Here is a 16679-nt window from a genome sequence, read left to right as displayed (position 1 = left end):
GGAAAAAGTTAGTAAGCCGTCTTTATAAAAGCCTTACTGCTTTGCTTATTATATTAGCCTTAGCATTTGTTGGGATGCATATGCTGACGAATACAAGCTTGCAGCAGCAGGCTGATCAGCAAAAAAAAATGAATGAGTTGTTAAACGCTGTAAACGATGCACAAGAGTTTTGGTTGCAATGGCTGCTCATTGATGATGCTGAGATTTATGAAGCAGAAAATGTCACAAAGCCTATTGCAAGCGATTTACGTCAGGCCTTGCTGCGCGACTATCGATTGATTGAAAATCACAATCAAGATGTTAACAGTGTGGCTGATATTGATGTGACTGAGACCATGCTTTTTCTGGGGTCACTTTTAACTGAAGGCAACGACGTAAGTCTGACCTCTCAAGAGCGTCGAACCGCGTATCAAGCTATGACGCAGTTGGACATAATGCACAATGAGTTGTTGAGAGTAAAAGTCGCCTTTGATTATGACCGTCAAATTTTGTCAGAAAAATTGATCGGATATCTTCTAGCATTATTTTTATTTTTTGCTCTTGCTGCAATATCTATTTTTGTGCGTTTTGCTAGGCAATTAAACTCGGGGTTTGCAGCCTTACACCATGTGGTTGATCATCATAAGCACAGACGCTCCGCTAACCATTTGCCACGTCAAGTAAGCGATGAGTTTACTGACTTGGTTCACCTCGTCGATAACGAGCTTTCCTCCCGACAATTTGATTTTGATCAGCAAGAAGAGAAGATGTCGCTTATTGAAGGGGCGCTGTCTCATGTGGAGGCCGCTTTTTTTGTCACCAATCATGACGGTGATCTGGTCTGCATGAGTGAGGGTGCCCGACGTCTTTGGTTTAAAGACACCACGGTTTTTGAATCAATGTTTGGTATTGATTCAGGTTTGGATAATCCAATGGGTGAGAGGATTGCCGATTCTGTTTTATTTTCTGATCAAAGTGTTACCTTGTCGTTAACGGATGGGCTGCATAAGGTAACTGTGTGTGTCGTCGATTCTGATTGCTTAGGAGGCAGTGAAAACCTGCAAAGACTGATCTCTGTGCAACCAAAATCGGATGAGGTGGAATTTGAGGTTTTGCATCACAGTCTCATGCTGCTCGAAAAGGACGTGTGGAATATGCCAATTAGGGTATCAAGACAAGGTTCTCCTTACGCTGGCTTTGCTAAGTCATTGGAGGTTATTCGTCATAAGGTACTTGCAATGTTTGATAGTATTAATAGTGCTGATGGAATAAATGATACCACCCAAAAAGTTACAAAATTACAACAGATGACGTTTTTTATTAATGAGCAATTATCGAATAAAAATGACTTAAGCCATCTCAATGCCGCCCAAGCTGAGGAGTTAAATGCGGCCATATCTGTCGAGCTTGCCGATATTGCTATGATCTCTGAGCAGGTGCGTGACTCGCTTATTTTAGGCTTTGAACTTGTTTTGCAGCGTCTAGCTCTCGTCGAAAAGGATTTATCTTCGGATGTGTTTTTACTGACAGACGTGGATCGTTGTCTCAATGAAGTACGTGCAGGTGTGCTATCCAGTCTCGCGGCAGCTGAGGGAGAAGGAGAAAATATACGACGACGCTTTGCGATAGACTTAGAGCATGATATCAGCAAAGTACAAGATCAGGTTGAAGGCATGAAATCGCTGGCTGCCTCTACTTTGGAGCTATTGCAATCAGACCGAAGTGTTGGTGTGGCCCGTCTGGGGAGAGCAAACGCTGCTATATCTGAGATGCTTGAAAGAATGGCAAACCTTAGGCATAAAATAGCATTTCAAGAGGGGGAAAAGGTAGGGTCTCCAATTCTCAGTATTAACAGCGATGACTAAATTCAATACACGCTGTTTAGCAAGCGTTACCCGCTTTGATGCCTTTTTTTCCTGAGGGGATTATTTTGATCAAAAGTAGCTTAGAGAAAAAAACAGGGTGTTTAACGATTTCTGTAATAGGGCGTTTTGACTACACTTGCCACAAGGCATTTAAAGAGGCCTTCGGTGGGGTTACGGCCACTTGTTATGAAGTGGATCTGTCAGAGACGCTGTATTTAGACAGTTCTGCGTTGGGTATGTTGCTTTTACTGAGAGATAACGCAGGTGGTGAGAAGGCCACTGTTCGTTTACTGTCTCCAAATCGTACCGTGATGGAAGTCCTAAATATGGCAAATTTTGGCCTGCTTTTTAACATTGTGGAGTAAACCCACATGGGGCAACGATTAACGGTCTTGGTTATTGATCATCTTCTCTCAGACGCAGCTGAGCTTGTCGATACACTGAGCCAAGAAGGGTGTAAGGTTTTTTGTCCCGACCACGCCAATGAAATCATTCATCCGTTTCATCTTGAGCATATCGACTTGCTGTGTTTAAACCCCTATACACAATATCAAAGTGGTTGGCAGACGATTGTTAATATCAAAGATGCCGCCCGCCTTAAAGCCATTCCGATTCTTTTTCTTTGTGACAATAACGATGCAAGTATGCAGGAATCTTGTATGCTCGAAGGGTGTTTTGATATCTTAATCAAGCCCTTTCGTTATAGACAGATAGCGTTCAAGATTAACGCTGTGGCTGAATTCCGAGCGATGCAAAAAACGCTGAGCACTCAGCGTGACGAAATGATCATGCATAATGAGAAAGTCCTTTATGACCATCATTTAGCGAAAATAGTATATGAAAATATTACTCACTCGAATTGCTTAAATGATGCAGCCTTGTCGCACTTTCATTATGGCAGCCATACTTTTAATGGTGATGTGATACTGGCTGCTTATAAGCCAAGTGGGGGGATGCATGTTGTTCTGGGGGACTTCACTGGGCAAGGTCTTTCTGCCGCGATTGGCGCTTTGCCGTTAGCGGACATTTTTTTTGATTGGACTGAACGAGGGTTTCTGTTAAAACAAATTATTCTCGAAGTAAACGATCGTCTTAAAGATATATTGCCACCCAATATGTTTTGTAGCGCGGCTTTTGTGGATATCAATCCAAATAATGATGGCATTGAAATTTGGAATGGGGGGTTGCCAGACTTGCTTTATTTTTCCTCTGCTAACAAGTTGCCAAAACGCTTTAAGTCAAAAAATATCCCCTTAGGTATTCTTTCATCTGATGTCATTGATTATCAAATTGATCATGCCCTTTTTACGCCTGGTGACAGGTTATTGATGTTTTCAGATGGGGTTCATGAAGCTGTGGATTTGATGGGACGTATGTTTTGTGACGCCATATTACATCCTCTTTATAAGGGAGAAATGGCAGTTGATCATGCTGTAGATTGGTTAATTCAGCAGCTGCAGCAAGAAGAGATACTAGAGAATCCTCATGACGACATGTCGTGTATTGGGGTGCGTCTTGATGTTAATATCGGGATGGAAGTTGCCAAGAGAAAAAGTCTGCCTGACTATTATGAAGTGCCAGCGGACTTTTCATTTGAGTATGTGTTAGGCGCTGATTCGTTACGAAGCACAGACCCACTCCCTTATTTACTGCAAATTCTGACCACAGTACCTGGTTTAAATCATTTTTCTAGTCAGATTTTTATGATTTTATCCGAATTGTATTCTAATGCCTTAGAGCATGGCGTGTTAAATCTGAGTTCAAATAAAAAGTCTTCACATGATGGTTTTTCACAATACTATGAAGAGCGCAAGATTCGACTTGCTGAGTTGAAAATGGGCTATATTAAGTTTTCAGCAAGGGTTGTATCAGATACATCTCAGCGCTTGCTTATTTTGTCTGTTGAAGACAGTGGTGATGGGTTTGACTTTGCAAACCTAAACTATAATTTGTCTTGCTCTGAATTACTCTATAACCGAGGTTTGGCTTTGTTGAATCGGTTGTGTTCAAAACTTGAGTTTTCCAATGGAGGGCGTGTTGTAACAGCACATTATCAGTGGTGAGCGACATCAATCATTGGCTTTGCTAGTAATTATAACGGGTAGTCGAAATTGGCCTTGCTATTGCATAGTCTTCTTCATCGCTGGAGGAAAGTATGCGCACAGATTCAAATACAGCATTGTCACCAATATTAAACACACCTTCAAAAAAATCGGCTCAGGTGAAATCTTCTGCTGAAAACGAAAGTGCATTTGCAAATGACTTAAATAAGTCAATACAAGTGTTAGCGGACAAAAATAATGCCTCTAAAACAACAGGGTCTAGTTCGTCTTCTACAGTTAACGTCCCTATATCCGCAGACTCAAGTAGTCAGTCGTCTATCTCCATAAAGGAAAATGGCGATCAGGTATCCTTACGTGTTACGAGTGAGCAAGTGGAGGCTGCAACACTTTCAGAGAAAAGCGCCATTGCCTTGACGGAAACGAGCGGCAAGACATTGCACTCGAACGGCGACTCATTACCTATAAATGCTGATGGCTCTAAGAAAATGATGCCTGATGGTGTTATTAGTGGTGATATGCTCAAGACGGTTCCGGTTAGTCAAAGCCCAGTGACAGCTGTGTCGNTGCTCAAGACGGTTCCGGTTAGTCAAAGCCCAGTGACAGCTGTGTCGCTTACACAAGGTGCTGAACATACGTCTGATAATTTACATCTCGCCAGTTCGACTACCATCGAGAAAGTAGGTAGCAGCAGTACTGAGAGTGCAGAGCTAAAAAACTCAGTGACAGCTGTGTCACTTACACAAGGTGCTGAACATACGCCTGATAATTTACATCTTGTCAGTTCGACTACCTTCGATAAAGTAGGTAGCAGCAGTGCTGAGAGTGCAGAACTAAAAGGCCCAGTGACAGCCGTGTCACTTACACAAGGTGCTGAAAATACGCCTGATGATTTACATCTTGTCAGTTCGACTACCTTCGATAAAGTAGGTAGCAGCAGTGCTGAGAGTGCAGAACTAAAAGGCCCAGTGACAGCCGTGTCACTTACACAAGGTGCTGAAAATACGCCTGATGATTTACATCTTGTCAGTTCGACTACCTTCGATAAAGTAGGTAGCAGCAGTGCTGAGAGTGCAGAACTAAAAGGCCCAGTGACAGCCGTGTCACTTACACAAGGTGCTGAAAATACGCCTGATGATTTACATCTTGTCAGTTCGACTACCTTCGATAAAGTAGGTAGCAGCAGTGCTGAGAGTGCAGAACTAAAAGGCCCAGTGACAGCCGTGTCACTTACACAAGGTGCTGAAAATACGCCTGATGATTTACATCTTGTCAGTTCGACTACCTTCGATAAAGTAGGTAGCAGCAGTGCTGAGAGTGCAGAACTAAAAGGCCCAGTGACAGCCGTGTCACTTACACAAGGTGCTGAAAATACGCCTGATAATTTACAATTCGTTAATAGCACTATCGTCAAGACAGAAGTGAGCAACAGTGCAGAGAGTGCAGAGCTAAAAGGCCCAGAGACAGCCGTGTCACTTACACAAGGTGCTGAAAATACGCCTGATAGTTTATCGACTATCATCGAAAAAGTAGGTAGCAGCAGTACTGAGAGTATAGAGTCAGATATTTCTGAGACTGACGGGTTACAGCTTGTTGTTTCGGATAAAAATGTTCCCCTCATTAATCCAAAGGGCGTGCCTCAGGTCGCGGCTGAACTTGGTATTACTTACTCAGAAGACGCTAATCACGAAAGCGTAGATGAGCTTAATTGGGTATTAGCACAAATGGGGGTGTCTAAAACAAGGGTGACCTCTCCTTCAGAGGCAACAGCCGTTCAAACTCAAATTGTGTCTGAGCCAATGGTGTCAACCAATTATAATGCTCGCTTGCAAACGCCTTCTTTATCTCTATTAAACGAGTCATTAGTACAAAAGGACAGTTTAGCAGGATCGGTATCGGATGTGGTTTTAGAAGAAGGTGTCGTGATGGATCAGCCAATAGAGCTGCGTAAAAAAGAACAAGAAGCCATGCTGACACGCATGATGCCGACGTTAAATGCCGACTCTTCACAAGAGAATCGATTAGGCGATATGAGTACGATGTTGCAAAATAGTAATCGGTTATCTCCTGCCGTACTGACTGTGAATGGTTTACCGCAAGCTGCCACTCCTAATTTAACTATGAGTGTACCACCGGGTCACCCTGGTTGGGCAGGTGAAATGGCGCAGAAAGTTTCATGGGTTGCTCGTGATGGAGGTCATACGGCACACATACGTTTAGATCCGCCTGAGTTAGGCAGTTTAACCGTAAAAGTATCGGTTGATAGTGACTCTAATACGCAAATAAGTTTCGTGGCAGCAACGCCTCAAGCTCGTGATATGCTGGAAAGTCAGATGGGACGGCTAAGAGAAATGTTAGCTCAGCAAGGCATGGATTTAAGTCGTGCTGATGTAGATGTGTCTCAACAGGATGCCTCTGGAACTGAACAGCGAGAATCTTCTAGAGGGGGGCGCCCTGTTGCTTTAAGTGATGAAGGCGATGACACTGAATTATTTTCGAATAAAACCTCCTATGTTTCCTCTTCTGGTGTGGACTACTACGCTTAATCTCAAAACTTAGTAGAAATTGATGGTGCTATGGTGGATTCTTTGTAGAATAGGGAGACATATAAGGGGGAGCATAAATCTCCCTCGACGTTACTGAATATGGAAGGTTTTTAAAAAATGGCTGAAGAAGACGGTTTAGATATTGGCGCTGAAGAAGAAAAATCAGGCGGCAAGAAAAAACTCATCATTATTGTTGTGCTAGCCCTGTTGTTATTAGGTGGAGGCGGTGCAGCGGCTTATTTTTTCTTGTTTAGTGGCTCTGACGATCCCGCAGTGTCTGCTGAAGAAAGTGAGGCAGTTGTACCTACTGAGCCTTCTGTTTATTTGGCGTTAGATCCTGCTTTTACGGTTGATTTCATGATCGACGGTAGAAAACGGTACTTGCAGCTGAACATGACAGTGAAATCCAGAAATAGTGCGCAAGTTGATGCTTTACAGCTTCATGAACCGTTGATTCGTAATAGCCTTGTCTTGCTATTCTCTAGCCAGTCTTTTGATGAACTGAAAACCGTCGAAGGTAAGACGGCTTTAAAAGAGTCTGCTCTTAATGCAATTAATGGCATTCTTGAACAGGAAACCGGTCAAGGTGGAATGGATGCCGTACTATTCACTAATTTTGTGATGCAATAATATTATGTCAGCCCAAGATTTATTATCGCAGGACGAGATTGACGCGCTTTTACATGGCGCAGACGAAAAACCCGAAGAAGATGTTCGCGATCCTAGTGGTGTCGCGTCCTACGACATTACGAGTCAAGAGCGTATTGTTCGTGGTCGCATGCCTACCTTGGAAATGATCAACGAACGTTTTGCCCGTTATACCCGTATAAGTCTTTTTAACATGTTGCGTCGTACAGCAGATGTGTCATCTGGTGGACTTCAGGTAATGAAGTTTGGCGAATATGTTCACACGCTTTATGTTCCGACTAGTTTAAATTTAGTAAAATTTCGTCCGTTAAGAAGCACGGCGCTATTTATTTTAGACGCCAAACTTGTGTTTAAATTAGTAGACAACTTTTTTGGGGGCGATGGACGGCATGCTAAAATTGAGGGTCGAGAGTTTACTCCAACGGAAATTCGTATTGTTCAACTAATGCTAGAACAAGTATTTGTTGATTTGACTGAGGCATGGTCACCCGTTTTAAAATTAGAGTTGGAATACATTAGCTCAGAAGTCAACCCCGCCATGGCGAACATAGTCAGTCCAAGTGAGGTCGTTGTCGTGTCCACTTTTCATATTGAATTAGACGGTGGTGGTGGTGAGCTGCACATTACCTTACCTTATTCAATGATTGAGCCTGTTCGAGAACTATTGGATGCAGGTGTGCAAAGTGACGTTGATGATCAAGATGATCGTTGGGGTAAATCGTTAGAGCAAGACGTACAAGATATTGATGTAAAGTTATCAGTAAATGTTGCGAACCGAAAAATACCTCTACGTGAAGTATTAAAATTCAAAGCAGGGGATATCATTCCCATAGAGATGCCTGAATTTGTGACGGTTCGAGCAAACGGCGTACCGACCTTTAAGGGTAAGTTAGGGGTCAGCAATGAGCGCTACTCGGTACAAATGCAAGAAAGTTTTAAAACGAAGGTAACGAAATAACATGGCAGAAGAGCAATCCCCAGATCAAGCAGGTATGGACGATGATTTAGCCGATGAGTGGGCGGCGGCAATGTCAGAAGCAGGCGAAAAAGGTGACGGTGAAGAAATTGAAGACGAGTGGGCAGCCGCAATGTCTGAACAAAAAGTTGAGCCGGCAAAATTAGAAACATTAACGAATCCCGCTGTTCCTGCGGGTGGTGTTGGGTCAGATCTTGATTTGATTATGGACATCCCCGTTGTGTTATCAATGGAATTGGGTAATACAGAAATTGCAATTAGAAACTTAATGCAACTGACGCAAGGGTCGGTTGTAGAGCTAGATCGATTTGCTGGTGAGCCTTTAGATGTGCTCGTAAATGGTACCTTGATCGCACACGGTGAAGTGGTCGTGGTGAATGACAAGTATGGTATTCGTTTAACGGACGTTGTTAGTCCGAGTGAGCGAATTAGACGACTTAAGTAGAGTCAATTGATTTCTTTTGCTGTTTATCGTTTTGTTTTTTTTGGCCTTTTTACTTCGGTCCTCACTCCTGTTTATGCGGCAGGTATACAGGAAATGTCTGCTGCCTCTTCAATATGGAAAATCGTATTGTCACTTATTGTTGTGGTTGCCTTCATACCTATCTGTTTGTGGGTGATGAAGCGGCTTCAGTTTGCCCAAATGAAGTTAGGGCAGTCAGGCATTAAAGTGATTCAGGTGCAAACTTTGGGGCCAAAAGAAAGATTGATGTTGGTTGAAGTGGAGGGTGAGCGCATCCTGATCGGCGTGACGCCCAATACCATTACTCATTTAAAAAATATCCCGATCGATAAAAGCAAGTTTACTAACGTGATGGAAGAGGCCGTTAAAGACAGTATGGTAGCCAGTAAAGCGAACGAGGAGAAAACGTGATTCGCCTTCTTATACTGCTGCTGTGTCTAGTGCCTTCATTGTCATGGGCTGAAGCGGGTTTGCCAGCCGTGAAAATGACGATGAACGAGGATGGAAGTCAAGAGTACTCCGTCTCTTTGCAAATCCTTTTCATTATGACCGCATTGACGTTTTTGCCTGCGGCTTTAATGATGATGACATCCTTCACTCGAATTGTTGTTGTATTAGCCATTTTGCGACAAGCCATAGGTTTACAACAAACTCCTTCAAATCAGATTATGATAGGGATGGCGTTGTTTTTGACCCTCTTTATTATGACGCCCACTCTTGATAGGGTTAACGAGGTAGCACTTCAGCCTTATTTAAATGAACAGATGACGTCTGTTCAAGCGGTAGAAGCCGCTTCAGTACCCTTGAAAGATTTCATGTTAGCGCAAACCAGAGAAAATGATATTGCTCTCTTTGTGAAACTGGCTGGCCGAGAAGGTACCATAGAGTCTCTAGAAGACTTGCCCTTTACGATCCTAATGCCTGCGTTCGTTACCAGTGAGCTTAAAACCGCGTTTCAAATAGGCTTTATGATCTTCATCCCGTTTCTCGTGGTAGATATGGTGGTGGCGAGTGTTTTGATGGCGATGGGTATGATGATGTTGTCACCTATCATCATTTCTTTGCCTTTTAAAATTATGTTGTTCGTGATGGTAGATGGTTGGGCGATGATTATGGGGACCTTGGCCGCGAGCTTTGGGATTTAATTATGGATCCACAGGTTGTTTTAGACTTATATGGACAGGGCTTTTATCTCATCGTACTCATTGTCGGTGTGGTGATGATGCCAAGTTTGTTAGTTGGTTTGTTGGTCAGTGTGTTCCAGGCCGCTACTCAAATCAACGAACAGACCTTGTCTTTTTTGCCCAGATTAATTGTGACTATTTTGGTGATAATGCAGCTTGGTTCATGGATTCTGACTAAGCTGACTGATTTCACTACGGATTTATTAATTAATATTCCAATGATAATAGGCTGATGTTAGAGATAAATCCTGATCAGCTGATGAATTTGACGATCAGTTTTTTATTGCCGTTTTTTCGGATTGGTGCATTTTTTATGGCTCTGCCTCTATTTGGTAGTCGCTTGGTAAACGCGCGAATTCGAATCATGTTTTCTTTTTTGGTCGCTGTGATCATAACCCCTGTTATTGACATCCCTCCCTACGACCCTGTATCGCCTGCTTATATCGTACTCATTGCCGAACAACTGGTGATAGGTTTTGTGTTAGGTTTTATAGTCACCATTTTATTTCAACTGTTTTCACTTGCAGGTCAGTTAGCGGCAATGAAAGCGGGTTTGGGCTTTGCAATGTCAAATGATCCTGCAAACGGGATATCGGTCGCGACTCTGGGACAATATTATTTATCCATGGTGGCTTTGGCTTTTTTGGGGACCAATGGTCATCTAGTGATGATAGAGTATTTGGCTGAAAGTTTTACTTATTGGCCTATTGGTGCTGGTTTTAGTAGCGAGCGTTACTGGGAATTAGTGTTAATGGGTGGTTGGATGTTTGAAAAAGCGTTATTAATTGTGATGCCTTTGGCAGTTGCTGTGTTGGTGATTAACTTAGCGTTTGGTATGGTCGCTAAGGCGTCTCCTCAACTGAATATTTTTGCCCTCGGTTTTCCTATAATAATGCTATTTTCGCTGTTCTTTTTCTGGATAATGTTGAGTGACTTCTTAAATATTTACCTGTTGTTTTTTGGTGAAATGATCGATTGGATGAAGACAACATGGGGGATTCGTATCGATGGCTGAAAACGAAGACGGTAGTGAAAAAACCGAAAGCGCCAGTAGTAAGAAATTACAGGATGCGCGCGATAAAGGTAATTTGCCTCGATCTAAAGATCTGAGTTCTGCCCTTCTGCTTATTGTGGCTGCTGTGACCATTTATGGTACGGGGACGCTGTTAGTCAGAGACTTGGCTGACTCCTTCAATTTTAATTTTTTAGTTGAAAGAGAAGACCTGTTCGATCTTAACCGAATGATTTTTCATCTCTATGTTTCCGTGGTTAGTATCATGGACTCCATGGTATTGCTGATGTCGGTTTTAGCGGTAGCGGGTATTATTGGTAGCGTTGCATTGGGTGGACTGGGTTTCTCTTGGGAGCCTGTGACGCCTAAGCTCAGTAAGATGGATCCTATCGCGGGCTTGAAAAGAATGTTTTCGGTACAATCTTTGGTCGAGCTTTTTAAGTCCATCGCCAAAGTGACTTTGGTGGGAGGGGTAGCTTTTCTAGTAATACGTTACTTTTTACCCGAAACGCTAGGGCTTACTTTTCAGTCTATTGAATTATCGCTTGCGCATGGTATCGATATTATCATTTGGTCATTTATCTTTATCAGCTTGGCGTTGGCTTTTATTGCTGCGATTGATGTTCCCTTTCAAGTTTGGTCTCACAAAGAAAAGTTAAAGATGACCAAACAAGAAGTAAAAGACGAATTTAAACAACAAGAGGGTGATCCTCAGGTTCGAGGCAGAATTCGTCAGTTACAACGACAAGCAGCAATGAATCGAATGATGTCAGATGTGCCAAAGGCAGATGTCATTATTACTAACCCTACGCATTTCTCTGTCGCTCTAAAGTACGATCAGTCTGGCGGCAGTGCGCCTGTAATGCTGGCAAAAGGGGGGGATTTTATTGCGTTGAAAATTCGTGAAGTAGGCAATCACTATGATATCCCTGTGATACAATCGCCCGCACTCGCAAGGGCGATTTATTTTCACACTGAGATTGGTGATGAAATCCCCGAAGGTTTGTTTAAAGTTGTCGCTCAGTTGCTTGCCTACGTATATCAATTACGCAATGCGAGAATGGGGGCTCCTATGCCTGGAGCAATGCCTTCGCTAGATGTGCCTGAAGAGTTTCAATGGGACGGAAGTTAATTATGAACTGTTTTTTCTGTAGGGATGTCGTTTGAACTTTGATCGCGGCCGGTTTTCGGGACAAGTGCAAGGAGTTTTTCGCGGGAATCTAGGTATTCCCATTTTGTTGTTGTCGCTATTAGCGATGATGATACTTCCTATTCCCGCTTTTCTTCTGGATGTACTTTTTACCTTTAATATTGCTTTGGCTATCGTCGTTTTGTTGGTGGCTGTCTATTCGCTACGCCCTCTAGATTTCGCTGTTTTTCCAACGGTTTTGTTGGTGTCCACATTGATGAGGTTGGCTCTAAATGTGGCTTCTACGCGAGTCGTTCTTCTGGATGGTCATGAAGGTCCGGATGCCGCGGGTAAAGTAATCCAGGCCTTTGGTGAAGTGGTTATCGGTGGTAATTACGTTGTTGGCTTTGTGGTTTTTGCTATTTTGATGATTATCAACTTTGCTGTAGTCACAAAGGGTGCTGGGCGTATTTCGGAAGTAAGTGCCCGATTTACTTTGGACGCCATGCCTGGTAAACAAATGGCGATCGATGCAGATTTAAATGCGGGTATGATAGATGCTGAGCAAGCGAAACAGCGTCGTATGGAAATCGCGTCTGAAGCCGAATTTTATGGCTCGATGGACGGTGCGTCTAAATTCGTTAAGGGCGATGCCGTTGCGGGTTTATTAATACTGGGCATTAATATCATTGGTGGCTTGGGTGTGGGTATGGCCCAGCATGACCTTTCTTTCACTGAAGCGGTTGAGCGTTACTCCTTGTTAACGATCGGAGATGGCTTGGTAGCGCAGTTGCCATCCCTTATGCTGTCTACTGCGGCTGCCATAATGGTAACTCGTGTCAATGAATCTGGCGACATGGGGTCACAGATTGTTACGCAGATGTTTGGTTCTCCTAAAGCGCTTTATGTGGCAGCGGGCGTGATGACAGTAATGGGAATTGTTCCTGGTATGCCGCATTTTTCTTTTCTGTCCCTGGCGGCATGTCTGGGCGGCTTGGCGTATTTTCTTGAATACCGGAAAAAACAAAAAACAAAACAGGTAGCAAAAGGCGCCAGCAAAAAAATGGGCGACAATTCAGCCCCAGCGGAAGTAAAAGACCTTAGTTGGGACGATGTTGCACCGGTTGATATGTTGGGGTTAGAGGTCGGTTATCGACTGATTCCTTTGGTTGATAAATCACAAGGCGGCGAGTTACTAGCGCGTATCAAGGGCGTAAGAAGAAAGCTTTCTCAAGATCTTGGTTTCTTGGTGCCAAGTGTTCACATTCGCGACAATTTGGATTTAATGCCAAACGCTTATCGTGTAACGCTAATGGGAGTAAGTCTGGCCGAAGCTGAAGTTCACCCAGATAAGGATTTAGCCATTGATCCAGGTCAGGTATTTGGCACTGTTGATGGTATACCAGGTAAGGATCCGTCTTTTGGTTTGGATGCGGTATGGATTGATCCGAAAAAACGTGATCAAGCTCAGACCTATGGCTATACCGTGGTGGATGTTAGTACCGTTGTGGCAACCCATATAAATCAAATTATGCATAAGCATGCTTATGAATTAATTGGTCATGATGAAGTACAGCAATTGTTGAGTTTATTGAAACAATACAACCCAAAATTAGCTGAAGAGTTGGTGCCTAATACTGTTCCTTTAAGTGTGTTACTTAAAGTACTACAGAATTTGCTAATAGAGGGTGTGCCATTAAGAGATATGCGCACGATTGCTGAATCCATCATGGGGGTCCAACCAAAAACCCAAGACCCAATGATTTTAACAGCGGCAGTACGCACCTCATTGTCTCGTTTGATCATACAAACCTTGGCAGATGGTGTGGAAGAAATCCCTGTATTAACCTTGGATCCTCAACTTGAGAAAATGCTAATGCAGACGGTGCAGCAAAGTCAGCAGTCAGGGATAAAAAATGAAGAGGCGCTTATATTAGAACCTCAAATGGCAGAGCAGTTGCAGACGACATTGCGCCAATCCGCGGAGCAGCAAGAGGCGATGGGGAATACGCCAATCTTGATTGTTTCTGCCCCTATACGTCCTATGTTAGCGCGATTTATGCGATATGGTATGGTCAATATGTCGGTGTTGTCTTACCAAGAAGTGCCAGATCATAAGCGTATCACTGTGGTCGGTGTGATTGGTCAATAGGTATGCCCTATCTACGTGATGTAATGTATCTATATTTATCAAGATCTTTCGGGTAAGCTATGGATTTGTAAGAAAAATACACTGAAAGGATTGGTTTATTCATGCAAATTAGGCGGTTTCGAGCACCTGACATGCGGCAAGCGATACGCAAGGTTCGTGATGCTGTTGGCCCCGATGCGGTCATTTTGTCAAATCAACGTCTGCCTACTGGCGAGATAGAGATTGTTGCGGCCCTAGATTATGACGGATCTCTCCCTCCCTCTATGGCGCCAAAGCGTCAGCCTAACTACCAGCCAGAACGAACCGAAAATAAAACCGACCCCAGTGCCGAGTATCTAGAGCGCATTGAGAGAGCTAAGCAACAAGCACCTGTTCAGAATTCTCCTGTTCGTCCCACTGACAAACGCTCCTCTGTTGCATTTGAAATGCCACCTCTAGAAAAGGACAAAGAGGACATTGGTATTGCCGAATCTTTGTCTATTCAAAAGAATGAAAGCGATAAGCAATTGCGTGATATGGAGCAGGAGCTTAAGAATGTCAAAGCCATGCTTGAGCAGCGTCAACGCAGTGAAGAGCGTTCCGAGCTAAAAGAAAATGCGATCGAAATACGAACCCGTGAGAAACTTAAAAAGTTAGGTTTGTCTGATTTTGTTATTTCAAGGCTCATCGATGATATTGATCTTAAGGGGCGCGAAGATGACTGGAATCGTCTTCTTGCTCACTTGGCTGATTATATTCCTGTTCGTTCAGGCTCGCCAGAACTCAAAGGCTGTATCGCATTTATGGGGCCAACGGGTGTCGGCAAAACGACATCAATTGGTAAAATTGCCGCTCAGCATGTGTTAAAACATGGTTCGGATGGAGTTGTGCTAATTACTACCGATACCTATCGAATTGCGGCCCATGAGCAGCTAAGAACCTTTGGTCGTATTTTGAATGTGCCGGTTGAAGTAGTAAATGAATATTCCGATCTGAATGAAGTGTTGGCTAAATATGCCCATTATTCTTTGGTCCTAGTCGATACAGCGGGCATGAATCCGAGAGATTCAAACTTAGAGCGCCAGTTGCTGATGATGAAAAGAGCGCGCGCAAGTCTCAAAAAACTATTGGTTCTACCTTGTACAAGCCAAAGGCAAGTATTAAAGACAGTTGTCGATATTTATTCCCAAGTACAATTAGATGGCTGTGTCTTAAGTAAGTTAGATGAGTCGGCATCACTTGGTGAAGCAATTAGTGTTGTTATAGAAGAAGGGTTGCCCGTCGTTTATATTGCTGATGGTCAGCGAATTCCCGATGACATAGAACCTGCACGCGCACATAACCTGATCAGTAGAGCGGTTTATACGGCTGAGCACTACAGTCAGCTTTACGGATCATTAAAGTACGGTAGCTAGTAAAAATATGTTATTACTGAAAGCGTTGCACTAAACTATGTAGTACAGTTGGTGATCGCGACATGTTTAAATGATAAAGGTTGCTTAAATTTTTTTATGCAGATAAAGAGCGGATATAACACATATTCTAAAAAAGCAACGTTGGCTGTCGATGTGATAGTCGAGCAATATGGATATTTGGTAAAGAAAATTGCTTATCATTTATTGGCTCGATTGCCCGATAGTGTTGACGTTGATGACCTTATACAAGCCGGTATGATGGGGTTGATTGAGGCTTATAAACGTTTCGAATCCACGAAAGGGGCGAGCTTTGAAACGTATGCAGGTATCCGCATTCGTGGTTCTATCATGGATGAAGTACGTAAAACCGATTGGGCTCCTCGCTCCGTTCGCAGAAATGGTCGTGCTGTGTCTAGTGCAATAAGGGAGTTGGAAGCAACGCTAGGTCGTGATGCTTCCGATCTGGAAGTTGCGTCTCACATGGGTATCAAAATAGATGAATATCATGAAATGATACATTCTTCGCTGTCTACTCAGTTGTTTAGCTATGAAGAAATGCTAGACTCTGATACAACTAGTTTAGACAGTGTCGAGTCAGAGTCTCACAATACACCTTACTCATTAGTTGAGGAGGGGGATTTTCAGAGTCAACTGGCAAAAGAAATTGATAATTTACCAGAAAGAGAAAAGTTGATTTTGTCTCTTTATTATAATGAAGAGCTCAACTTAAAAGAAATTGGTGCTGTACTAGGTGTCAGTGAATCAAGGGTCAGTCAAATTCATAGTCAAGCGGCTATGCGATTAAGGGCTAGACTAAGCGATTGGCGAGATTAATTATGAGCGGTGAAATATTACCTTTGGGGTGTGGAGGTTGCATTGGATAAAAATATGAAAATCCTAATTGTTGATGACTTCTCGACAATGAGACGAATCATTAAAAACCTGTTACGGGATTTAGGGTTTACCAATACAGTTGAAGCAGATGATGGAACAACAGCCTTGCCGATACTTCAAGGTGGAACGATCGATTTTCTTGTAACAGACTGGAATATGCCGGGTATGACAGGAATTGAGTTGTTGCGTGCTGTGCGAGCGGATGAGAAATTAAAAAGCATTCCGGTTCTTATGGTAACGGCTGAGGCAAAACGTGATCAAATTATTGCCGCTGCGCAAGCGGGTGTTAACGGTTATGTTGTCAAGCCATTTACTGCGGTAGCCCTCAAAGAAAAAATTGAGAAAATATTCGAACGAATAGACGCTGCTAAATAAGG

General features: G+C 43.1%; 16 protein-coding genes. All 16 read left to right on the top strand.

Features of this window, described 5'->3' with window-relative positions:
• Positions 1-80 precede the first annotated feature (80 nt).
• The 16 genes from EBI00_RS04950 (at position 81) to EBI00_RS04875 (ending at position 16677) form a co-directional block, all read left to right on the top strand.
• Complete coding sequence (locus tag EBI00_RS04950) at positions 81-1844, top strand: hypothetical protein (protein ID WP_148039070.1); 1764 nt, start codon at positions 81-83, stop codon at positions 1842-1844.
• Between the two features lie 65 nt (positions 1845-1909).
• Positions 1910-2209 carry an STAS domain-containing protein gene (locus EBI00_RS04945; protein WP_241556953.1) on the top strand — a complete coding sequence of 100 codons (300 nt, stop codon included), beginning with the start codon at positions 1910-1912 and terminating at the stop codon, positions 2207-2209.
• Positions 2210-2215: 6 nt separating this feature from the next.
• Entirely contained in the window at positions 2216-3907 is a 1692-nt protein-coding gene (locus EBI00_RS04940; RefSeq protein ID WP_123094800.1) for a fused response regulator/phosphatase, read from the top strand.
• 92 nt (positions 3908-3999) lie between these two features.
• The gene (locus EBI00_RS04935; RefSeq protein WP_123094799.1) at positions 4000-6450 is read left to right on the top strand and encodes a flagellar hook-length control protein FliK; all 2451 of its coding nucleotides are present in this window, start codon (positions 4000-4002) and stop codon (positions 6448-6450) included.
• 117 nt (positions 6451-6567) lie between these two features.
• Positions 6568-7080 carry a flagellar basal body-associated FliL family protein gene (locus EBI00_RS04930; protein ID WP_123094798.1) on the top strand — a complete coding sequence of 171 codons (513 nt, stop codon included), beginning with the start codon at positions 6568-6570 and terminating at the stop codon, positions 7078-7080.
• A gap of 4 nt (positions 7081-7084) precedes the next feature.
• Positions 7085-8056 (top strand): flagellar motor switch protein FliM, encoded by a 972-nt coding sequence (gene fliM / locus EBI00_RS04925; RefSeq protein ID WP_123094797.1) that lies wholly within the window; start codon positions 7085-7087, stop codon positions 8054-8056.
• A 1-nt stretch (position 8057) separates the two neighbouring features.
• Positions 8058-8519 carry a flagellar motor switch protein FliN gene (fliN, locus tag EBI00_RS04920; RefSeq protein ID WP_123094796.1) on the top strand — a complete coding sequence of 154 codons (462 nt, stop codon included), beginning with the start codon at positions 8058-8060 and terminating at the stop codon, positions 8517-8519.
• Between the two features lie 93 nt (positions 8520-8612).
• Positions 8613-8948 (top strand): flagellar biosynthetic protein FliO, encoded by a 336-nt coding sequence (fliO, locus tag EBI00_RS04915; RefSeq protein WP_123094944.1) that lies wholly within the window; start codon positions 8613-8615, stop codon positions 8946-8948.
• Positions 8945-9682 carry a flagellar type III secretion system pore protein FliP gene (fliP, locus tag EBI00_RS04910; RefSeq protein ID WP_123094795.1) on the top strand — a complete coding sequence of 246 codons (738 nt, stop codon included), beginning with the start codon at positions 8945-8947 and terminating at the stop codon, positions 9680-9682. The genes fliO and fliP overlap by 4 nt, the downstream gene beginning before the upstream one ends.
• 2 nt (positions 9683-9684) lie before the next feature.
• Positions 9685-9954, top strand: coding sequence for a flagellar biosynthesis protein FliQ (gene fliQ / locus EBI00_RS04905; protein WP_123094794.1), 270 nt, complete (start codon positions 9685-9687; stop codon positions 9952-9954).
• A complete protein-coding gene (gene fliR, locus EBI00_RS04900; RefSeq protein ID WP_123094793.1) occupies positions 9954-10736 on the top strand; it encodes a flagellar biosynthetic protein FliR in 783 nt (260 codons plus the stop codon). Before fliQ ends, fliR begins: the two co-directional genes overlap by 1 nt.
• Positions 10729-11865 (top strand): flagellar biosynthesis protein FlhB, encoded by a 1137-nt coding sequence (flhB, locus tag EBI00_RS04895; protein WP_123094792.1) that lies wholly within the window; start codon positions 10729-10731, stop codon positions 11863-11865. Before fliR ends, flhB begins: the two co-directional genes overlap by 8 nt.
• Before the next feature lie 31 nt (positions 11866-11896).
• Complete coding sequence (gene flhA, locus EBI00_RS04890) at positions 11897-14014, top strand: flagellar biosynthesis protein FlhA (protein WP_123094791.1); 2118 nt, start codon at positions 11897-11899, stop codon at positions 14012-14014.
• Positions 14015-14115: 101 nt separating this feature from the next.
• Positions 14116-15408, top strand: coding sequence for a flagellar biosynthesis GTPase FlhF (gene flhF, locus EBI00_RS04885; protein ID WP_123094790.1), 1293 nt, complete (start codon positions 14116-14118; stop codon positions 15406-15408).
• 96 nt (positions 15409-15504) lie between these two features.
• Positions 15505-16242, top strand: a complete 738-nt coding sequence (locus EBI00_RS04880) for an RNA polymerase sigma factor FliA (RefSeq protein WP_123094789.1) — start codon at positions 15505-15507, stop codon at positions 16240-16242.
• A 54-nt stretch (positions 16243-16296) separates the two neighbouring features.
• Positions 16297-16677, top strand: coding sequence for a chemotaxis response regulator CheY (locus EBI00_RS04875; protein WP_204355562.1), 381 nt, complete (start codon positions 16297-16299; stop codon positions 16675-16677).
• The last annotated feature ends 2 nt before the right edge of the window (positions 16678-16679 follow it).

Origin of the sequence: Marinomonas hwangdonensis (assembly GCF_003721245.1) — a bacterium.
GTDB lineage: Bacteria > Pseudomonadota > Gammaproteobacteria > Pseudomonadales > Marinomonadaceae > Marinomonas > Marinomonas hwangdonensis.
Note: the sequence above shows the minus strand (reverse complement) of the source record. Positions and strands in the feature narration are given on the sequence as shown.